General features: G+C 60.5%; 21 protein-coding genes. 15 read left to right on the plus strand and 6 right to left on the minus strand.

Annotated features, from left to right (window positions below):
* Positions 1-4: 4 nt before the first annotated feature.
* The 14 genes from AC3A6F_RS11365 (at position 5) to AC3A6F_RS11430 (ending at position 6536) form a co-directional block, all read left to right on the plus strand.
* Complete coding sequence (locus AC3A6F_RS11365; protein ID WP_487680721.1) at positions 5-409, plus strand: hypothetical protein; 405 nt, start codon at positions 5-7, stop codon at positions 407-409.
* Positions 410-813: 404 nt separating this feature from the next.
* A complete protein-coding gene (locus AC3A6F_RS11370; RefSeq protein WP_487680723.1) occupies positions 814-1098 on the plus strand; it encodes a hypothetical protein in 285 nt (94 codons plus the stop codon).
* Between the two features lie 86 nt (positions 1099-1184).
* Complete coding sequence (locus AC3A6F_RS11375; RefSeq protein ID WP_487680725.1) at positions 1185-1382, plus strand: hypothetical protein; 198 nt, start codon at positions 1185-1187, stop codon at positions 1380-1382.
* An 18-nt stretch (positions 1383-1400) separates the two neighbouring features.
* Complete coding sequence (locus AC3A6F_RS11380) at positions 1401-1559, plus strand: hypothetical protein (RefSeq protein WP_487680727.1); 159 nt, start codon at positions 1401-1403, stop codon at positions 1557-1559.
* A 65-nt stretch (positions 1560-1624) separates the two neighbouring features.
* On the plus strand, positions 1625-1816 hold the full coding sequence (locus tag AC3A6F_RS11385; RefSeq protein WP_487680729.1) for a hypothetical protein: 192 nt from the start codon (positions 1625-1627) through the stop codon (positions 1814-1816).
* Between the two features lie 199 nt (positions 1817-2015).
* The gene (locus AC3A6F_RS11390) at positions 2016-2264 is read left to right on the plus strand and encodes a hypothetical protein (protein ID WP_487680731.1); all 249 of its coding nucleotides are present in this window, start codon (positions 2016-2018) and stop codon (positions 2262-2264) included.
* A gap of 196 nt (positions 2265-2460) precedes the next feature.
* The gene (locus AC3A6F_RS11395; protein ID WP_487680733.1) at positions 2461-2712 is read left to right on the plus strand and encodes a hypothetical protein; all 252 of its coding nucleotides are present in this window, start codon (positions 2461-2463) and stop codon (positions 2710-2712) included.
* Positions 2713-2722: 10 nt separating this feature from the next.
* Positions 2723-2986, plus strand: a complete 264-nt coding sequence (locus AC3A6F_RS11400) for a hypothetical protein (RefSeq protein WP_487680735.1) — start codon at positions 2723-2725, stop codon at positions 2984-2986.
* Between the two features lie 21 nt (positions 2987-3007).
* A complete protein-coding gene (locus tag AC3A6F_RS11405; protein ID WP_487680737.1) occupies positions 3008-3220 on the plus strand; it encodes a hypothetical protein in 213 nt (70 codons plus the stop codon).
* Positions 3221-3238: 18 nt separating this feature from the next.
* Positions 3239-3418, plus strand: a complete 180-nt coding sequence (locus AC3A6F_RS11410) for a hypothetical protein (RefSeq protein WP_487680739.1) — start codon at positions 3239-3241, stop codon at positions 3416-3418.
* A 271-nt stretch (positions 3419-3689) separates the two neighbouring features.
* Positions 3690-4103 carry a hypothetical protein gene (locus tag AC3A6F_RS11415; RefSeq protein ID WP_487680741.1) on the plus strand — a complete coding sequence of 138 codons (414 nt, stop codon included), beginning with the start codon at positions 3690-3692 and terminating at the stop codon, positions 4101-4103.
* A 750-nt stretch (positions 4104-4853) separates the two neighbouring features.
* Positions 4854-5441, plus strand: coding sequence for a hypothetical protein (locus tag AC3A6F_RS11420; RefSeq protein ID WP_487680743.1), 588 nt, complete (start codon positions 4854-4856; stop codon positions 5439-5441).
* Between the two features lie 326 nt (positions 5442-5767).
* On the plus strand, positions 5768-5938 hold the full coding sequence (locus AC3A6F_RS11425; RefSeq protein WP_487680744.1) for a hypothetical protein: 171 nt from the start codon (positions 5768-5770) through the stop codon (positions 5936-5938).
* 133 nt (positions 5939-6071) lie between these two features.
* Positions 6072-6536, plus strand: coding sequence for a transposase (locus AC3A6F_RS11430; RefSeq protein WP_487680746.1), 465 nt, complete (start codon positions 6072-6074; stop codon positions 6534-6536).
* Here AC3A6F_RS11430 and AC3A6F_RS11435 read toward each other — a convergent pair.
* The 3 genes from AC3A6F_RS11435 to AC3A6F_RS11445 all read right to left on the minus strand — a co-directional run bounded on the left by AC3A6F_RS11435 (position 6436) and on the right by AC3A6F_RS11445 (position 9921).
* A complete protein-coding gene (locus AC3A6F_RS11435; RefSeq protein WP_487680748.1) occupies positions 6436-7665 on the minus strand; it encodes a hypothetical protein in 1230 nt (409 codons plus the stop codon). The two genes, AC3A6F_RS11430 and AC3A6F_RS11435, sit on opposite strands and share 101 nt — an antisense overlap.
* Positions 7666-8778: a tyrosine-type recombinase/integrase gene (locus tag AC3A6F_RS11440; protein ID WP_487680750.1), complete on the minus strand. Its 1113-nt coding sequence runs from the start codon at positions 8776-8778 to the stop codon at positions 7666-7668.
* 339 nt (positions 8779-9117) lie between these two features.
* Positions 9118-9921, minus strand: coding sequence for a hypothetical protein (locus AC3A6F_RS11445; protein ID WP_487680752.1), 804 nt, complete (start codon positions 9919-9921; stop codon positions 9118-9120).
* Positions 9922-10348: 427 nt separating this feature from the next.
* Between AC3A6F_RS11445 and AC3A6F_RS11450 the strand changes: the two genes are divergently transcribed.
* Positions 10349-12310 carry a PKD domain-containing protein gene (locus tag AC3A6F_RS11450; RefSeq protein WP_487680753.1) on the plus strand — a complete coding sequence of 654 codons (1962 nt, stop codon included), beginning with the start codon at positions 10349-10351 and terminating at the stop codon, positions 12308-12310.
* A 36-nt stretch (positions 12311-12346) separates the two neighbouring features.
* Here the strand turns inward: AC3A6F_RS11450 and AC3A6F_RS11455 are convergent, their stop codons facing one another.
* The 3 genes from AC3A6F_RS11455 to AC3A6F_RS11465 form a co-directional block, all read right to left on the minus strand.
* The gene (locus AC3A6F_RS11455; RefSeq protein WP_487680755.1) at positions 12347-14830 is read right to left on the minus strand and encodes a two-component system response regulator; all 2484 of its coding nucleotides are present in this window, start codon (positions 14828-14830) and stop codon (positions 12347-12349) included.
* 22 nt (positions 14831-14852) lie between these two features.
* Positions 14853-16997 (minus strand): sensor histidine kinase, encoded by a 2145-nt coding sequence (locus AC3A6F_RS11460; RefSeq protein ID WP_487680757.1) that lies wholly within the window; start codon positions 16995-16997, stop codon positions 14853-14855.
* A gap of 151 nt (positions 16998-17148) precedes the next feature.
* Positions 17149-18915 carry an amidohydrolase gene (locus AC3A6F_RS11465; protein WP_487680759.1) on the minus strand — a complete coding sequence of 589 codons (1767 nt, stop codon included), beginning with the start codon at positions 18913-18915 and terminating at the stop codon, positions 17149-17151.
* Between the last annotated feature and the right edge of the window lie 85 nt (positions 18916-19000).

The raw sequence follows: 19000 nt of genomic DNA on the forward strand, positions 1-19000 counted from the left end.
CAAAATGTCGAATGATGCATCTGCAAAATGGATTCTCGAAGGCGGTCGACCTGATCTCATCGCTAGCTGGTTTAAACAGCGTGCCTTCGATACGTGTCGCCTGCGCGAGACAGCTGAGAAGTTAGCGTGGAGCGGATTGGATGAGAACAAGAAGAAACCCGCAGAAGTGCAGCAAGAGTTAGCTGATGCACGCATGAACATTGCCTATTTGATGACACTTACTGCGCACGCGGCTGAAAATGGCCATAGAGAGTGGTCAGGCGATCAAGAGCGATATCGCTTCGTCCACTTAGCCGTGTCTGAATCTGCCGAGTCTATTTCGTCCGACTTCAACGCGATAACGCGCCTGGAAGCCCTGGTCAACAAGTTAGTCGAGTCGGCTCGCCGACTCGCCAACGACTCTGTTTAAGAGTACGGAAAAGCGCCGCGTGCGCCCGACAGCTGGCCGGCAGTCAGCAAATGCAATCATAGAAAAACAATGAGAAAACTGATTATCAGTTGGGTGTTCCTGAGTTTGGCTGGATGCGCGGCCGGCGTGAAGTCGATTACTACTCCCGAAGGCAAAAAGGGCTTCGTCGTAACATGCGATGGGTAGGCTGATGACTGGTCGACCTGTTATCAGGCTGCGACCAAGGCCTGCGGCGGCAAGTACGGGATCATCGACCGCAACGATAGCAGCACGCCCACTGCGTACGGCCCTATGGTCCGCCGCCATATGGTGGCCGAGTGTAAGTAAGCAGCTGGTCAAGGAAAACCAGGCGCAAGAGCGCCCCGTGCCGGCCGGCCGCCGACATCAAATGGAGAAAATGGAACATGATGATTGAAATCCCTATCAAGCAAGTCATTACGAAAACGGTTGGAGGTCTCGACGCGACGATCGATGCGTTGTCCCCTACATCCTCGGACTGCCTCGTCGGTACGTTGAAAACGGCAAACGGGACGAAGGAAGTCTCTTGGGATAAATACGGAATTTGCCGTGACAACACTACTGACTGCAATCTCGATATGCATGTCAACGAGCATATCCATGCTGCCTCCGTTGCAGGTGCGTTGAATGAACAATTCGACGCTCAGATGAAAAAGCGGAGGCAAGACTAACTTCTCCAGAACGGCAGTAAAAAGGCTAATCAAGACCGATGCCAGCCGTGAGCTGGCGTTGGCGTCGAAAGCGTCGGGAGCGGTGCTTGGCCAGCACGAAAAAAAAGTATAAACCGTTTATGGGGAACTCGATGATTACTGCTACTGTAGAAAAAACCAACGAAGGGAAGTACAAGGTCGCTGACCAGGCCACTGGTGAAGTCTATGGCTTGCTGGATGCTAAAGGCGATCGACCTGGTGCGCGAAAAAACTGGCGATATGGACGTCACTATTCTGGTTTGTGACGATTAAGGAAAAATGACATGACACGTCTCCAAGCAAAAATCTTCGTTGTCTGCGGCTTGCTGCTGGCCGTTGGCGGGTGGGCCTTCTCCGGACCATCGGTCCCGAACTTCTGGCTGTGGCTTGTCCTGCCTGCGATCATGGTAGTCGGCGGTATTATCCGACTGATGCGCAAGTAGCCAAGGAAAACAACCAGGTGCCGACGCGGCGCCCCGACCCGGCCGGATGCCGAGCTAAGGTGAGCATGATGCCAGTCCAGAACAACACCCAACAGCTGACCCGCGCGGAAGCGCAGACCTGCATCGAAGATCGCGGCATCGAGCGTCTGCCAGCGGCCGGCGAGCAGCTGGAGTACACGCCGCCCGGCCGCTACGACCAGTTCAACCCGGCTCGCACCGCCAACGGCTTCACGCTGATCTCGCACCTTCTGGCCTAACCAGCGGAAAAGGCCATGTCGAAAAAGCGGCCGAAAAGGCCTAGCGGGCTCAGTGGTAAGCTCCTGGCAGTTGAGCCAGAGTACCGTTTCGCAGTCTATAAAAAGCTGATCGCGATACGACGTGGCAAGGTGAGCGAGAAAGGCTCCCCGGTACTCCCTGGCTCATATGAGAGTGGCAAGCGCAGGTAAAGGAGAAAACATGGAAACAGCATACGTATTGGAACTAGACGGCGCAGCCAAAACGGCCCTTCGTTCATTGCGTGATCGACTCGATGAACGAACTAAAGTTCGGGTGAAAAACACGGTCGCTCCGCACGACGTTGTTGTGGTGGACGCATGGTGGTCATTGGAACAAGGGCAGCGGCTTTTCAATTATATGGACGGCCCCCTCGGAACTGTTGTGCAATTCGGTCCTGAGTACGCGGACATGCTTCTGGTTACGCCGTAAGTCTGAGGAAAACGACCTGGTGCCGAGAAGGCGCCCCGAGCCGGCCGGAGCCGAGAAGAGATCACAAAAATTGGATATACGGCTTCTAAAATCCATCTTCGTTCTGTCGCTCGCTCAGCTATCCCCAGCTGCATACGCTCAGACGGAAGAACTATGCCTTGGCATTGGAAAGTTCGCCCAGTCAGCGGCAAACCTGATGCACCTTGGTCAGTCAGAAGAACTAGTATTGGCGGGCATGCTCGATCCTGCGATGTCCGACTCCAAACGCCCAAAAGCGCAGCAGAAGGTGCTTGATGAACGGGATACGGCTGTCGTTAACTGGGTCTATACAGTCCGCCCGAGTGCACAGCATGCGCGAGCGACTGTCTACGCGAAGTGCATGGCCGGAGGTCTTGGTTCACTGGATATGCCCAAGTTCAAGGCGGCCGGCAAGAACAAACAACGTTAGGGGAAAAAATATGGATCAGAAAGCTATCGAAGAAGCCGCGCGCGCGGCGGCCGCGAAGGGCTTCCACGTCGGCCATGTATTCGTCCGTCATGATTGCGGCGACATGTATATCAAGTGCACCTTGTGCGGTGCCGACGAAACGGTCAAAGACTACAGCAACGGCAAGCACCCACAAAAGTTTGTCTACCAGCCGACTCGAATGGATGGTCGGGAGTATGTGAAATGCGAGTCATGCCGGCATGTGCACGATCGCGTGGTTCCGTACGCTCGCTAATTCGTAAGGCCAAGGAAAAGCATGAGTAAGTTTGCTGGAATATTGTGGGACGCGTTTGGAACGCTTGCAGGTGCATTAGTTGGCACCTACTGGCTTTACTTTGCACCTGCAGATCCTTCGTATCCCGGTCAGTTGAAAGTCCATAACCCTGTTGACAATTACCTACGCGATTTTTATCGTGAAGGTCGCGAATACGGTATTGGTTCGCCAGCTCGCAGCTCGTCGACAGGCTGAAGAATAGGAAAATGCGCTATGCCCATCGAAGCAGGGAAGGACTACTTCTTCACGAAATCAGGAAGCGCGGTTCGCGCGATTGCGCCGGCGCCGCCGTATCGCGATCTGGCGATGTGGGAAGTCGAGCGCACGGAGGGCGCGAGTGCTGGCAAGCGGATGGACGTTCCGGCCCGCGCCCTGGTGACGCAGTTGGACTGACAAGGAACGACGATATGAAGCGTGTGCGTGCCTGGATGAGTACCTGGTGGGGCGAGGACGAACGGCAAGTGAATCTCAACGAATACTTGGGACTACCGGCACGGCATCCGCACTGGTCGGCTAAGGTCGTTAGATACCTGATTCGAGAGCTAAGCGCAGGTAAAGAACTTCCTTGGTTCCAGCGGCCATTTGGAATTATTGTCCTGGCGGTCGCCGGCGCAGGGATGGCTAAGGCACTGGGTTGGATTTGAGAACGGAAAAGGACAGGATTTTGAAGAAAGCACTCGGACGGTACTGGCTGGCTTTTGACCTACTTATTGGTGGCATTGCGTTCATGGGCCTGTTCGCAAGCGAGCTTGATGTGACAATGAAGGTTTTCCTTGCATTCGCGGTCGTCCTGATAGCTGGCCTAATCGACCTTCACGCGATGGAAGCAGCAAGCGCACGCGATACCTATCACAATGAAAACATCGTTGCGTTACAGGCATTAGAAGCTCGCATGGAAGGTAGGAACACAGCTACAATCTTGGATTCGGTCCAACAGAATCGACGCGCACGAAATTTCGAAGATATCGCCACTCATGGCGGTCTACTTGAGGTAGCTCTTCATCTCGCAAAATGTGCTGCCTGGCCATTGATTGGCTGGGGAGGTGCATCTTGGATATGGCGCTTGCTGAACCACTGAGACTTCGAGGAAAACATGGATAAATTGAAGATCGCTGTACTTGCCGTTTCCATTGGGTTCTGTGCTGCATGTTCCGAGTACAAGTCGCCGCCTAGTGAAATTGCACACTCGAATTTGTATGCGCGTTACACGTTTTTCGATGGGTCCAGTGCGCCACTCTCAGAATCCTACTGCGAGTCGGAGGCGACGAACGGTCTAGAATACGTGAAGTGCCGTACCAAGCTCAAAGGATTTATGCACTACGAAATCCACTTTTGCCCTACTCAGCCCAAGCAGGCCTGCCAACCGACAAGGCCAGAGTAGTTCACCACGTCAGAAGAATACGCCGTTCAGTAACGAAACCGAAACTCTAGAGATTACTGATTGCAAAATGGATCTTGATTGGCAGTGGATCATTGGGGGCGGGGCCGCGACGGCTGTTACGCTCATTGGAGCTGCCTACGCAGAGCCGCGTTCCTACGATGCGTTCGTAGCACCCGCACTGAAGTATCTATATATATCGCGCTATTTCTTGGCGCAGCGGGTGCATTTGTCGGGCAGCTCTATCTGTTCCAGTCGATCCAAAGTTTTATCGATTCCGCAAAGGTAGGGGAAGCTAAAAAGGTTTTTGAGGACGGCAAAGTAGTTTGGTATATCGGCCAGCTTTCGGCGATGGCAGTTTTTGCCTTGAATATCGCGCTTTACTCGATTAGCAGTAAAGCGAAAGAGTGGAAAAATACGAACACGGATGGATAGGAAAAGCGCAGCCAGATGAATAAAGAGATTTATCAGGGGGACTATGACTCCCATCCGGAACATGTAGACACCGACGAAGAATTAGGTGAATACCTTTCTGCCATGGCAACACAAATCGGGTGGGTTGTTATCTTTTTCAACTCTCTGGAAGGCCAGATAGAGCAGCATCTGCGGGAACTCATGCTCAGAGACCCCTACCAGGACGAGCGACTGGACGTATTTCTAGCTGAGATGGGCTATCAAGCGAAAGTGAAAGCCTTGGTCCAGCTTTATGGGCAAGCAATAGCGACTGGTCAATCCTGCTTACCCACGGACGAGCTGATAGACCTTGAGAAAGCACTTTTCGAGGCGGCGACAATTCGCAACGGCTATGCCCACGCAGACTGGATCGGGCTGCGTGCAAACCGGCACGTTAAGGTCAAAACTAGGTCTAGCAGAAATGGAGTTCTTCATCGTTATAGGATGATCGACGAGAACGTAGCTAAGTCCGATATGGACTTCATTGATGGGTTGCGAGATCGTGTCGAGGCAGTTCATGAGATTGTTGAGCGCGACCTTTACAACTGGCCTGGTCGGCACGTAAGCACTCCGAATGAATGCTGAGGCCAGTTTCGACATATAAAAGAAGGAAGGGAGCTAATACGGAGCAAAACCAGAACACGAACGATGACGTAAATGCTGCGCAGGTAAGCGCGCTCACGCATGCGCTGCGCACGATGCGCAGGCACAGCTACAGTGTCGTGCAAGACAAGCCTGGGCGAGCGCAAAATCAAGCGCAGCAGTTTAGCCGCGCGCAGTTCGTCCCCGCCGATATGCTCGGTGTCCCGGTCGATAGCGCGGACGGACTGCTGTCCAACCTGGCACTCGAAATAGTGAAAGTCGCGAACGCGCCTAACAGCCTCGACCAGTTCAAATAGACCGGAAAAGTCATGATGAGTCAGAACGAACAAGAAGACCTCGCATTCAGAGCCGGCTTCTCTCGTGCGCGAAATGGAGTTCTGGCTACGGAGCTGGCCGCAATGACCGACGATGAGTTGGCGAGTTGGCAGTCCGGGTGGGAGCTCGAAACTGCTAACCACATTCTGGCAGAGAAGGAATGAATCGCCACGGCTTTCGCGGAGGCAGGTTAGTGTGAGTCAGGCCCGGATAGCCTGACTGCTCAACTGCTTGTAATAGTTTGCCTCAGCTTCTGCCGGCAGTATATAGCCGAGCGCTTCCAGGAAGCGATGGTGGTTGAACCAGGATCCCGGCGCCTGCCGGGGCGAGCACACAGGCCGATACACAACCGATCGCGGCAAACTCGGAAGCAAACACCATTTGCTGGTCGATGGGCGTAGGCTTCCACTGGTAGCTCAGATCTCGGGCGCCCAAGTACAGGAGTCGCGTTTCCTTATCCCGTCGGCAGAGTCGATCCCGGCAGTGACAGGGCTATCCAGCCGTGCTCGCAGAAGTACAGGTAAGTTGCATGCTGACCGCGCGTACGCTTCGAGAGCCCATCGAGCTTGGCTTCGCAGTCAGGGCATCGCTGCTCGTATCGCGCGCTACGGTTTTGTGGTCGTTGACACCGAAAGAACCCGGGCTTCGCCAAGGGCGTCAGTCAACAGAAGTAAAAAACTACCGAAAATAAGACTACGATCCCAAGCAATGCTGCATCCGCTAAATAGCATTCTTGTAATGCAGTGCTGTTACGCGGCCTAGTGCTTCGATTACCGGTGGGTTGGACAATTTCGGCAGCCCGCTGGTTCAATGTTGTTAGAATAAGGGGCCAAAGGTTCGAGGCTACTTGTCGGGGTTTGACTCCCACTAGCAGCGTTCCACGCTCATCCGATTCCAGGAGTTTACGCACGAGTGCAGAGATCCTTCTTCCAACTTCATCCGTGGACTGGGCAGAAAAGAACTTGGCACTTGCATCGGCTGTAATGGCCTCAAGTTTGAATTTTATATAGACAAACAGCGGAGTCCATTCAACCTTCACCCGTCGCAGCAACGATTTTCGTTTGTTGTCGCTGCGTTGTTTGGCCATGTGGAACGTTAAGTGAACGGAATTCGTCATATCATCGTCCTCCGACCAAATTCTCACATTCCCGAGAGTGAGCATCGCTATTTGACTTCGACGCATACCGAATTGGTATGAACATAACAGCATCGCGGTGTCGACAATTTCGTCGTGACTGACACTCGCTTCACCAAACGCTGCAAGCTTTGCGACTGTATCGTCTAAGTGACGAACAAGCATAGCTTCCTCATCTACAGATAAGAAGACGTCGCCAGAGCGGACTCCCGCGTATTTGTCCTTTACAGGCAGGGGCAGGGCGTTCTTTAAATACATCTGATATTCGCCAGACCAGCCGCAAAGACGCAGAGCGCACAGCAATTGCAGCACATATTTCGCGCAAATATAGGTGCCAGACGGCAGTTCTAGTGCACGTAAAGCTTTCCAGACTGGCCCGATTTTGGTCGGCCCAGCTTCAACCAGCGCAGCTACATCGGCGGACTTAAGATGCTGTGCGGCTGACAAGTAGCCCACGGCAGATATGATTGCTAAATCTTGCGCCAGGATGTATGAAAAAACATGCTTAAATATAACGGAACTTTCTTCACCCAGTCTAGCAAAGTCGACAGAGAATTTCTTTCCGAAAGCGGAAATCTCAAATACTGTTAGACCAGCAGGATTTCTAATTGATCGGACTGCGTCGTCAAACTGGTCATAGTAACGGAGTACTGAGGGGAGGGCAGGCAACAACTGGCACAGTTCGCGTAAAATTTCTCGATCTGCTGAATAGTCGGCGAATAATTCGTGTTGTTGTCGCGTTGCGCGCTCGCTCATTTATCGTTCCTTAGGTAGTGCGCGCAACAGTGCTACGCGGTCATCAAACGCGCTATTCCATACCGTCGCAAGCCTGTCTTCAAATACGGCGCGTGCATAATATGAAGGCATAGAGGAGGTTTTTGACCATCCAAAGAGTGTGCGCAGTTTTTGAAGCGCCTCATCCATCGGATCACGCTTTGCCAGAAGTTGATGAAGTCGCATAACCGCACAGGTATGCCGTAGGTCGTGAGGAGTCGAAGAGTGCTTACCAGTCCGGTTCTTAAGTTCCGTCAGCACAGGCTTGGGCAGCTTGCTTGAGATTTGTGCGAACGCCTTCGTGATTGCTTCAGTTGATAACGGCATGTCTGACTGGGAGTTTAGCAAAAATGAGTGCTTCGGGCGCCCTCGAAAATTTTGCACGTACGTATCTATAACCCCAGCAATAGCCTCGCTGATCGGGATCTGACGGTATGATGCTGCTGTCTTGATGCCCGGCCTGGAATAACGCGGGTCCTTTGCAGCGTCCTCATAAGGATTCTCTTGTACGTTCAGCCAAAGTCGGTCTCTGTTGGTCTTTCGGTCGAACCCACTTTTAACCGTATCTGCTGGAAGCAGAAGAACCTCGCCGCGGCGCAGCCCTTGATGAAGCATCAAGAGAAACGCAATATATATCCGCCATCGCGTCCGCTCCCGGTGGAACGGGTTGAGCTCGGACTCAGGATCAACCATCTGATACAGGGCTTCAACGGTACTTGCGGGAAGTGACCGTATTGTTTCGGCGGATCTAAGACGGTGTACGTGGAACTGCCAGTAAAGCGTCGAAAGGCGATGCAATCTGACTTCGATGCTTTGTCGCTGCGGGTTCGCATCGCTCTTGGAGATCCATCCCAGAACCGAGGTGACGAATGTAAGTCCGGCATCCCATCGTTTTTGATCGGCCTCAGTGTTCATAGGTCGATTGCGGAGCGCGACGAACCAGGACTCGAGGATCGACGCGAGCAAGTCGTCATCGGAAGAGCCCAACGCGTCATCGAGTGCAGCCGGGCCGTAAGACTGATCTGCATGTCGATAAAGGTCTTCAATGAAGCGAAGCTTCTTGATGTGCGTAGATTCGGCAAGCTGTCTGCTCATGAAAGTCGACCAGATAGTTGCCCAATAACGCGGTAGACCTTTCTCGTCGACTAGAAGCGGCCCATGGAGATTTGGAGGCGTGTTCTGATTGTGAAGCTGGAAAAAGATCTAATGTTATTTTAATTCCTACGCAACACGCAACCATACCATTTGCATAGACGATGTTGCAAATCTTCAACGTTATAAGCGCTTAAATTGCAACACCCTAGAAAGTACCATTCCTTCGCATAATCTATATTATGTCAAATACGCTTTCCGACTACCAGGACTGCGATCAATCAAAAGTCGGGGCACCCGCTCCAATGCCCATGCCCAGACAGCCTGAAGACCGCTATCTGCCTACCCGGTCCAGATCGCCGCCGACGCATCGTCCGCCGCCTTGACCGCGCGTGCCCCCGTTCCGCCGGCGACCGCTTCATACGTCCGCAGCTCGTCCAGCATCGCCGGCAATCCCCGTTCGAGACAAGCCGCCATCAGCGCGCCATTCGTATACCGGCCATAAGGATCGACCCGCCGGTAAAAGCCGTCGGTCATGATCAGCAGGCTTGCTCCCGGCTCCAGGTCGACGCTTCGCACGCGCGCCTGGAATGCACCGTTCGGACGCAGGCACAGGACGGTCGGCGCCGGCTGGGTATTCTGGAACGCGCGTCGCGCACGCAGCATCGGCAGCATGCGTTCGCGCCGTTGCTCCGGATCGTTGACGCCTTCTGCGCGCAGTGTCGCGATCTCGGCCTGCAGTACGGCGTCCTGCGGATTCACGAACGGATCGAGATCGATGCAGCCGCCGGTCGCCGTGTGCAGCAGACTCGTGCAGTCGCCGAGGCTGTATAACACCGCGTGCCTGGCGCCGTCCTGCCCATTGACGCGCAGCCAGGTCATCGCCGCGATCGGCCATGCATGCAGCGGCATCGCGCTATGTTCAGCCATCCGCTCGAAGCTGGCGTGGACCACGCCGATCGCGGCATGTACGCATTCCTGCTGGCCGCGCCCGGGCGCCAGTTCCTGTTCCAGCGCTTCCGTGAACGCGTGCACGAACCAGGCCACGTCGCCATGAACAGGATCGAGATAGTCGCGCTCGGCCACCGAAGTGCCGCCATCGATCACCAGGATGTCGGTGACGCCGGCATGATCGAAGACGGCCACATGGTCATCATTACAGTGTGACGTTGCTCCTGCAGAGATATGCGCGATTTTCATCGGATGTGGCCGGTTTTCGATGTGTCGGGGACTCTACCCGCGCCGGAAGCGGAAGACAAGCGTGATGACCCTATCCAGCATTAACTCGACAATATATGTGCTAATGTCGAGTTAGATTCATTCCTCGAGCAGCGGTCGGTACCGCGACTTCTCCGTTCATCCATGTCGGCTTCTTGCGCTGAGAAATCCGCATTCGGCGCGACCTCCTACTTACATCATCGGTCTCTGCACCAGGCTCGCGCCACCAGCACGCCGATTGATATCGGCCAGAGGCAGTCTCGTCAGAGAGCCTAAGCTGATCGCGTACGTCCCGTCTAGCACCTCTTCCCAAATGCATCTTGACCTGCCGCATCAAACTGATCAGGAGGAACAAATGCAAGCGAACACCTATGCCGCCCAGTCCATTCGCCGCCGCCCCAGCCACGCGCGGCTGCGCTATCCGGTCGCGGTCCTGTGCCTGTCGATCTCGACGGCGCTAAACGCCGGTCCCCTTCCCCCTCCGCCCAACGTTCTCTATCGGATCGTCCCGCTGGCCCCGGACGCCTCTCCCAACGTCGACGTCAATGCCAAGGGCCAGGTGGCGTTCAGCGAGTACGTCGCGCTTTTCGTCCACAACGCCAGGATGTACGATGGCGTCCAGGTACGCAGGCTCGGTTCGCTGGTCGGCGACAGTAACACTATCTACACCACCGCTGTCGCGCTGAACGATCTCGGACAAGTGACCGGCCTGTCCTTCCTGGCGCCAATGGGTAACGGATACCATGCCTACCGCTGGAGCGCGTGGAGCGGGATGGTCAACTTGAGCCCCCCCGGCCTGCTCGCCTCGGAAGGAATTGCGATCAACAACCTGGGCATGGTCGCGGGCAATGCGCGGCATTCCCTGGACACCGAGGAACGCGCCTTTCGCTGGATTCCCGGTCTCGGTATGCGCGATCTGGGTTCGCTGAACGCCTACTCCAACGTGACCGCGATGAACGATGCCGGCGTCGTGGTCGGCCTCAGCGATGCGGCGCCAACAATGGGCTGGAGCTATTCTGTTCCAGCACGTTGGACGCTGGCGCCGGTACCACAGCCTCTTCTTTCGAACCAGTTCCCGTGGTCAAGTGCTACCGACATCAACGCGGCCGGGCACATCGTCGGCCACGGCCTGTTTGCGCCCAATCCATCCAGTTCACGTTCCTCATTCTTCTGGACGCCCCGCAAAGGCGCGATCGATCTGCGGGTGCCTGGCGACTCCTGGGCCGTAAAAATGAACGACAAGGACATGGTGGTCGGAGAGACCGCAACCGGCCCGGGCAACGTGGTCGGGTTCGTGTGGACCCCGAAAAGCGGTACGCTCCTGCTTGGAAACCCAGGCACCGACCAGTCGACCGGTCGCGACATCAACAAGCACGGCCAGGTCGTGGGCCGGTTCAACTCCCGCGCCTTCGTCTGGACCCGTGCTGCGGGCCTGGTCGACCTGAATACCCGTCTCAGGGACGCGCCGGACGGGTTTGAACTGGACGAGGCTCACGCCATTTCGGATAACGGTTCAATCGTCGCCAGCACCACCACCGGGGCCCTGGTGCTGCTGGTGCCGGGCACATGCGCCAAGGCGGCGCCGGTAATCGGGACCATCAAGACCGTCGGCGCGGCACGGCCCGGCGCCCTGCTGACGTTCGCGGCAGGGTTCAGGGACAGCGATCTGCGCGACGCCCACACGGCAAGCTGGTCCTGGGGCGACGGCACCACCGGCGCCGGCAATGTCGCCTCGGTGCGGGGCCGCGGCGGCGTGAGCGGACAACATACGTACCGCACGCCGGGCGTGTACAAGGTCCGCCTGACGGTGAGCGACAGCGGGGGCGAGCGCAGCGTGACGCAGTCGACGGTTGTCGTGAGCGAGTCCGGCATCGTGCTCGCCGGCGACGGCCGCTTCTTGTCGCCACGCGGCGCGTCGCGGCTCGCGTCCCACGCCCCCGGCATCGCCCGCTTCTCTTTCCGCTCCGCGGGCGGCGCCTCGGACGGTGGCGGCAAGGCCGCGATCCGCTTCAGCGCGCCAGGCATCGAATTCGACAGCGGCGGCTACGACGCCCTGGCCCACGATCCGGCAGGCGTGCGCTATGAAGGCAGCGGGGTGCTGAATGGCCTGCATGGCCACCGCTTCGTCCTGAGCGTGGTCCGCGACGCGGCAAGCGCCGACGCCGGCCGCATTCACGTGCAGATCACGCACCGCGACGCCATCACTGGGGCCGATGTGATCGATTACGACAACGCGGTCGGCGACGCGCGCGCGGCAGACGACACGCCTGGCGTCCCGCTGATCGCCGGCAGCAAGTTGAGCCTGCGTAGTGACTGAGCTAGTGACCGAGATAGTGCCGCGGGGCAGGATGCATCAATGCGCCGGCGCCCCGCCGGCCCTGCTCCCGCGGCCGGCCGCCGCCAGCCACGCCTCGAACTCCCGCGCCGGGATCGGCCGCGCATGCAGGTAGCCTTGTGCCATGTCACAGCCGTGGGCCTGCAGGAAGGCCTGCTCGGCCTCGGTCTCGACGCCCTCGGCCACTACCAGCAAGCGCAGGCTGCGCGCCATCGCCAGCGCGGCCACCACCAGGCCGGCGCGTTCGGCGTCGGTGTCGACGTCGGTCACCAGCGACTTGTCGACCTTGAGTTCGTCGGGTTTCAGGCGGCTGATATAGCCCAGCGACGAATAGCCGGTGCCGAAATCGTCGATCGCCACCAGCACCCCCAGGGATTTCAGCGTGGCCAGGGTGGCGCGGGTCTGCTCGGTATCGGCCAGCTGGCTCTGCTCGGTGATCTCGACGCACAGGCGGCCCGCGTCCAGCCCGGTGGCGCGCAGCGCCGCCTCCACCACCGGGACCAGGCGTCCGCACTTGAACTGGGCCGGCGTCACGTTCACCCCCATGCGCAGGCCGGGGCCGCCGTCGGCGTTCCAGAGCGCGGCCTGGCGACAGGCCTCGAGGATCGTCCAGGCGCCGATCTCCTCGCCCATCGACGATTCCTCGAGCATCGGCAGGAACAGGTCGGGCAGCAGCAGGCCAAGTTCGGGGTGGTGCCAGCGCAGCAGGGCTTCGGCGGCGGCCGGGCGGCCGTCGGCCAGGGTCACGATCGGCTGGTAGAACATCTCGAGTTCGCCACGTTCGAGGGCGGTGCGCAGGCCGGCGCCCAGCCGCACCCGCATCTCCATGCGCGCCGTGAGTTCGGGCCGGTAGAACTGCACGTTGTTGCGCCCTTCTCCCTTGGCCTGGTACAGGGCGCTGTCGGCGAAGCGCAGCAGCGTGCGGAAGTCGTGGGCGTCGTCGGGGAACAGGCTCACCCCCATGCTGACCGCCAGCCGCACCTCGTGGCCGTTGAAATGCAGCGGGCGGCCGCATTCGCGCCGCAGCTTGTCGGTCAGCGCGATCACGTCGCTCGTGTCGGACACCTCGGACAGCACGACCACGAACTCGTCTCCGCCCAGCCGTCCGACGATGTCGATCGCACGCACGCTGTGGGCCAGGCGGGCCGCCAGCTCCTTGAGCACCACGTCGCCGGTCTCGTGCCCATAGGTGTCGTTGATGTGCTTGAAGTAATCCAGGTCGATGAAGACCACCGCCAGGCGTGAATCGCGGCGGCGCGCCACGGCCAGCTCGCGCTCGACCTGCTCGCTCAGCATCGCCCGGTTGGCGACCCCGGTCAGCGCGTCGTGATGGGCCAGGTGCGCCAGCTCTTCCTCGGCCCGCTTGCGCCCGGTGACGTCGTTCACCTGGATCAGGAATTGCTGCGGATCGTGGTTGGTCGACAGCAGCGTGGCCGAAACGAGGGCCCATACCGTACGTCCATCCTTTGACCGGTAGCGGCGCTCATATTGCACCGCGTCGCTGCGCCCGGCCAGCAAGTCTTGCTGGTACTCGCGTTCGATCGCATTGTCGCCGCTGTCGCCGAAGCCCTCCTGCGACATGCCCACGAGCTGGTCGGCTGGCGCGCCCAGCAGGCGGCACATGGCGAGGTTGATCCGCACGTAGCGGTTGTCGCGGTCGACCAGCGCCAGGCCCAGCGGCGCGTTGTCGAAAGCGCTGCGAAACCGATGTTCGCTGCGCGCCAGGCGCAGCTCGGCCGCCACCCGTTCGCGCTCGTCGTGCAGCACGATCGCCGTGCCCATCTGGTGGGCGCGTTCGTCGCAGATCGGGCCCGCCGAATAATCGACCGGGATGCGCTGGCCGGCGCCAGTCACCAGCATCGCCGCCCCGCTGCGCGCCAGGCAATCGTGGTGCGCCAGGCCGACCGTGGCGCCGGCATCGTCTTCCAGGCGCATGACCTCGGCGGCGCTGCGTCCGCGCAGGACCTCGGTGCCGAGCAGGTGTTCGGCCGCCGGGTTGGCCAGGCCGACCAGGCCGTCGGCGTCAAGGGCGATCACGGCGTCGCCCACCCCGTGCAGCACCGAACTCAACCAGCGTTCCTTGTCGCGCTGCGCGCGCTCGACTTCGGCCTTGCGCAGCGCGACCTCGATCACCGCGCGCAGCTCGCGTCCCTGGAACGGCTTGGTCAGATAGCCGTAGGGCATGGCGTCGGCGGCGCGGTCGACGCTCTGATTGTCGCTGTAGGCGGTCAGAAACAGGATCGGGATCTGCAGCTCGGCGCCGATGGTGGCGGCCGCCGCGATGCCATCCATCTCGCCCTTGAGCACCACGTCCATCAGCACCAGGTCGGGCCGGTCGGCGCGCGCCCGCACGATGGCGTCGCGGCCATTGTCGACGCAGCCGCAGATCCGGTAGCCCATATCGCGCAACTGGCCCGCGATGTCCATGGCGACCACGGCTTCGTCTTCGACCACCAGCAGGGTCGGTGCGTCCTGCGCGGCGCCGGGAATGGGTTGCAGCATAGGGGTTCCTGGTTGATGGGGCCTATTCTGGCGCCGCCGTATGGGGCGCCAGCGCATGCCGGGAAAAGGTATCCCCAGTGTGGGCATCCCCAGCCTGCTCGGTGCGGCGCCTGCCGTTGGCCCCGGCATGGAAGACGAGCATGACGCAGGCGCCGTTGCGGTTCTCGAACACGAGCTCCGCATGCAATTGCTCGCTCAAGGCGGCGACTAGTCTTAGACCCAGCGTTTGGGGAGAAGTTCGGTCGGCCTCGGGCGGCAGGCCGATACCGTCGTCCTGGACCGTCAGACGCAGCATTTCCCCGTTGGTATCGGCGCCCTCCCCGGCCTCCGGCGCCAGCGTCACCCGGATCGTGCCGCGCCGCCCGGCTGTGAAAGCGTGCTTGAGGCTGTTCGACACGAGTTCGTTGAGCAGCAGGCCCAGCGGTACCGCGAGGTCCAGGCCGACGTCGACCGGCGCCACCTCGATCTCCAGGGCAATGCCGCGGCGGCGGGCCGCGCCGGCGCTGGCCAGCTGGTCGCACAGCTCGCCCACGTAGTCATCGAGGCGGATGGTGCCAAGGGTACGCGACTGGTACAGGCGCTCGTGGACCAGCGACATGGCGCGGACCCGGTTGGCGGCCTCCAACAGGGCCCGCTGGGCGCGGCCGTCCTTGAGCGTGCGCGCCTGCAGATTGAACAGGCTGATGATGAGCTGCAAGTTGTTCTTGACCCGGTGGTACAGTTCCTTGAGCAGGGTGCTCTTGTCTTCCAGCGCCTGGCGCAGCGCCTCCTCCTGTTCCCAGCCGGCGCTGACGTCGCGCACGGTCACGATCAGGAGCGCGCGCTCGGGCAGCGGATTGGTCATGGCGTCGGCCGCGAAGGCCAGGCCGTCATGGCGCCGGCCGCGCAAGTGGGTGGTGCCGGCCATGCCGCTCCTGGCCGGGGCGCTACGCATGCGCTCGTACACCGAGGCCGGCGTCTCCCCGCTTTCCACCAGCAGCGCATCCAGCGCCAGCCCTTCCAGCGCGCCGGCTGCGTAGCCGAACATGCGCTCGGCCTGGACGTTGGCGCGCGTCACCCGGCCGTCGTGACCGACCAGCAGGATGCCGTCCGGCGTTTCTTCGAAGATCCCGCGCAGGAAGGCTTCGCTGCGTTCCACCGCGCGCTTGGCTTCGCGCAGGATCCGTTCGGCGCGCTCGGCCTCGTCGCGCTGGAGCGTGCGCTCGCGCAGCAGCGCGGCGGTCTGGACCAGGGCATGGCCGACGTCCAGCGCTTCGTCCAGCGGCAGCGGTGGCAGCACCACCTGTTCGCCGCGGCCCAGGGCGACGGCGGGATGCACCAGCCCGCGCAGCGCCGCCTCGATGCGGGTGCCGATCAGCGCCACCAGGCCGGCGCCCAGCGCCAGCAGAGCGCAACCGCCCACCACGATCCATTCCAGCGCCCGCCACAGGCTGGCATTGAGCACGCTGCGCTGCAGGGCGATCGCCACCGTCCAGTCGGACAGCGAGGAGCGGCTGAACACGGTCACCAGGCCGGCTTCGTCCGCACCGGGCTCGTCGACCGTGCCTTCCGGCCCCAGCGTGAAGCCGGCCGCCAGCGCCGAGCTGGCGCGCCGGCCGACCTCGGCGCGCACCGCGCGGCTGCTCCACACGATGCGGGCCTTGCCGTCGTAGATCGTGACGGTGGCGCCAGGCGGCGCCTGCTGGCGCTCGAGGATGGCGCCCAGGCGCTCGCCGAAGTATTGCATCGACAGCACGTAGCGCACCCCGCCATCACGCACCACCGGCACGTCGACGCTGCTGAGCAGGCGGTTCACGGTGGGCCCCAGGTACAGGTCCGACACCATGGGGCGGCCGGTCTCGAACACGCTGCGGATCTGGCCGGCATTGCCGTGGCGCGGCAGCGGCGCACCGATCGGCAGGCCGGTATTGATCACCTGGCGCAGGCCCGGATCGGACGCCACCAGCACATTGCCCGGACGCGAGTGCAGCACCTCGATCGCCTGGGCGTGGAAGGCGCGCAGATCGTGGGTGTCCAGGCTGGGCGAGGTCGCCAGTGCCTGGAGCGCGGCCTGCGCACTGCTCAGTTCGCGGTCGATGGCCTGCATCAACGCCCGCGACACGTCCTGGGAGGCGCGTTCGATGCCGGCCCGCTCGCGTCCATACGAGTGCAGGAACAGCGCGACCACGGCGATCGTGGTCGGGACGATGAAGGCCGCCAGCAGCAGGGCCAGCCATTGACGGATGGTCGGGGCGCGGCGGTGGAAGTTGTACGGGGCGATGGGCGTGCCCTCCTGACGCCCTCACCCTACGCCGCCCCGCCCTTCGATACAAGCGGGGTCAGCGGTTCTGGTAGCCGCCGAACTGGCGCACCGGACTCCAGGCCGGAGATATCGCGGGCAGCGCCGGGGACAGCTTTTCGAATTCGCCGGCGCCATACACGACCTGCCCGTTCACCACCGTCAGCACGCTTTCCAGGTCCTTGATTTGGTCCACATCCATGGTGAAGTAATCCTGCGGCAGCACCGCGAAGTCGGCGTACTGGCCCTCGACCAGCCGGCCCTTGACCTCCTCTTCGCCACTCATCCAGGCGCTGCCCCGGGTCATGAGCTGCAGCGCTTCGTGGCGCGACAGCACGTCCTTCGCCTGCCAGGTCGCCAGCCCGCCGGCCGTCTTGCCCGTCACCGCCCAGTAGATCGACGGCCACGGGCCGTAGCTGCTCACCCGCGTGCCGTCGGTACCCAGGCCCACCGGCAGGCCGAGCTCGAGCATCTTGCGGATCGGCGGCAATTGCCGGGTCTGGGCGCCGTAGCGCTCGCGGTAGGCTTCGCCCTGGAAGTACATGCGATTCTGCACCGCCACGCCGCCGCCCAGCGCCTTGATGCGTTTCAGCTGCTCGTCGGTCACCGTCTCGGCGTGGTCGACGATCCAGCGCAGGCCGGCCAGCGGTGTGCTGCGGTTGACCTTTTCGATCACGGCCAGGTCGCGCTCGATGCTTTCGCCATAGGTGGCGTGGATGCGGAACGGCCAGCGGTTCCTGACCAGCAGGGTCACGACCCGTTCGAGCTCGTCTTCCATATGGTGCGGCAGGTCGGGGCGCGGCTCCAGGAAGTTCTCGAAGTCGGCCGCGCTCGAGACCAGGTTCTCGCCGGCGCCTTCGGTGGTAAAGCCGTTGGCGTAGAACAGGTGGTCGTTGCGGTTCGGCTTGGTCATCGCGATCCAGCGCTGGTAGTCTTCCAGCTCCTTGCCTGCTTTTTGCGCGAACAGGTAATACGCGGTGCGCACACTGAGCTTGCCCTCTTTCGCCAGTTCGATCGTCACGCCATAGTCGTCCGGATAGGCCTGGCCGCCACCGCCGGCGTCGACTGCGCTGGTCATCCCCAGGCGGTTCAGGTCGCGATAGAAGTGCAAGGTCGAGTTGCGCTGGTCGGCGCGATCGAGCTTGTTGGTCTTGGCCAGGGTCGAGTACAGGATCATGGCGTTCGGCTTGGCCAGCAGCAGGCCGGTCGGCTTGCCGGCGGCGTCCAGTTCCAGCTCGCCGTCGAGGTATTTTGTCTCCCTGGTATAGCCGAGCGTCTCGATGCCCTTCCGGTTCAGGAAGGCCTTGCCATATAAATAGAGGATGAAGACCGGCTTGTCGGGCACCGCGGCATTGATCTCGGCCAGGGTGGGCATGCGCTTCTCGGCGAACTGGTGTTCGCTCCAGCCGCCCACGACCTTGATCCACTGGCCCTCGGGCGTGCCCGCCGCCTGCTCCTTGAGCATCTCCATCGCCCGCTTCAGGCTGCGCACGCCATCCCAGCGCACTTCCATATTGTAATTCAGGCCCGCGCGGATCACGTGGGTATGGGAATCGTTCAGGCCCGGGATCACGGTGCGCCCGCCGACGTCGACGACCCGGGTGTCCTTCTGCTTGAGGCGCAGTACTCGCTCGTTGCTGCCGGTGGCGGCGATCGTGCCATCCTTGACCGCCAGCGCCTCGACGAACTCACCCTCGCCCGCCATGGTGGCGATCTTGCCGTTGGTGATGATCAGGTCAGCCTGGGCCTGGGCGGTTGAGGCGGAGATCAAACCTGCGGCGAGCAGTGCGAAGGTGAGTTTGTTCATTGCTTGATTCCCTGTTGGTTGGACAGCGTCCAGTATCGGTCGCCATCGCCAATGTTGAAAAGCGGATAATTTTGACGATGGCATT

The organism is Massilia sp. Soil_C_3 (assembly GCF_057657035.1).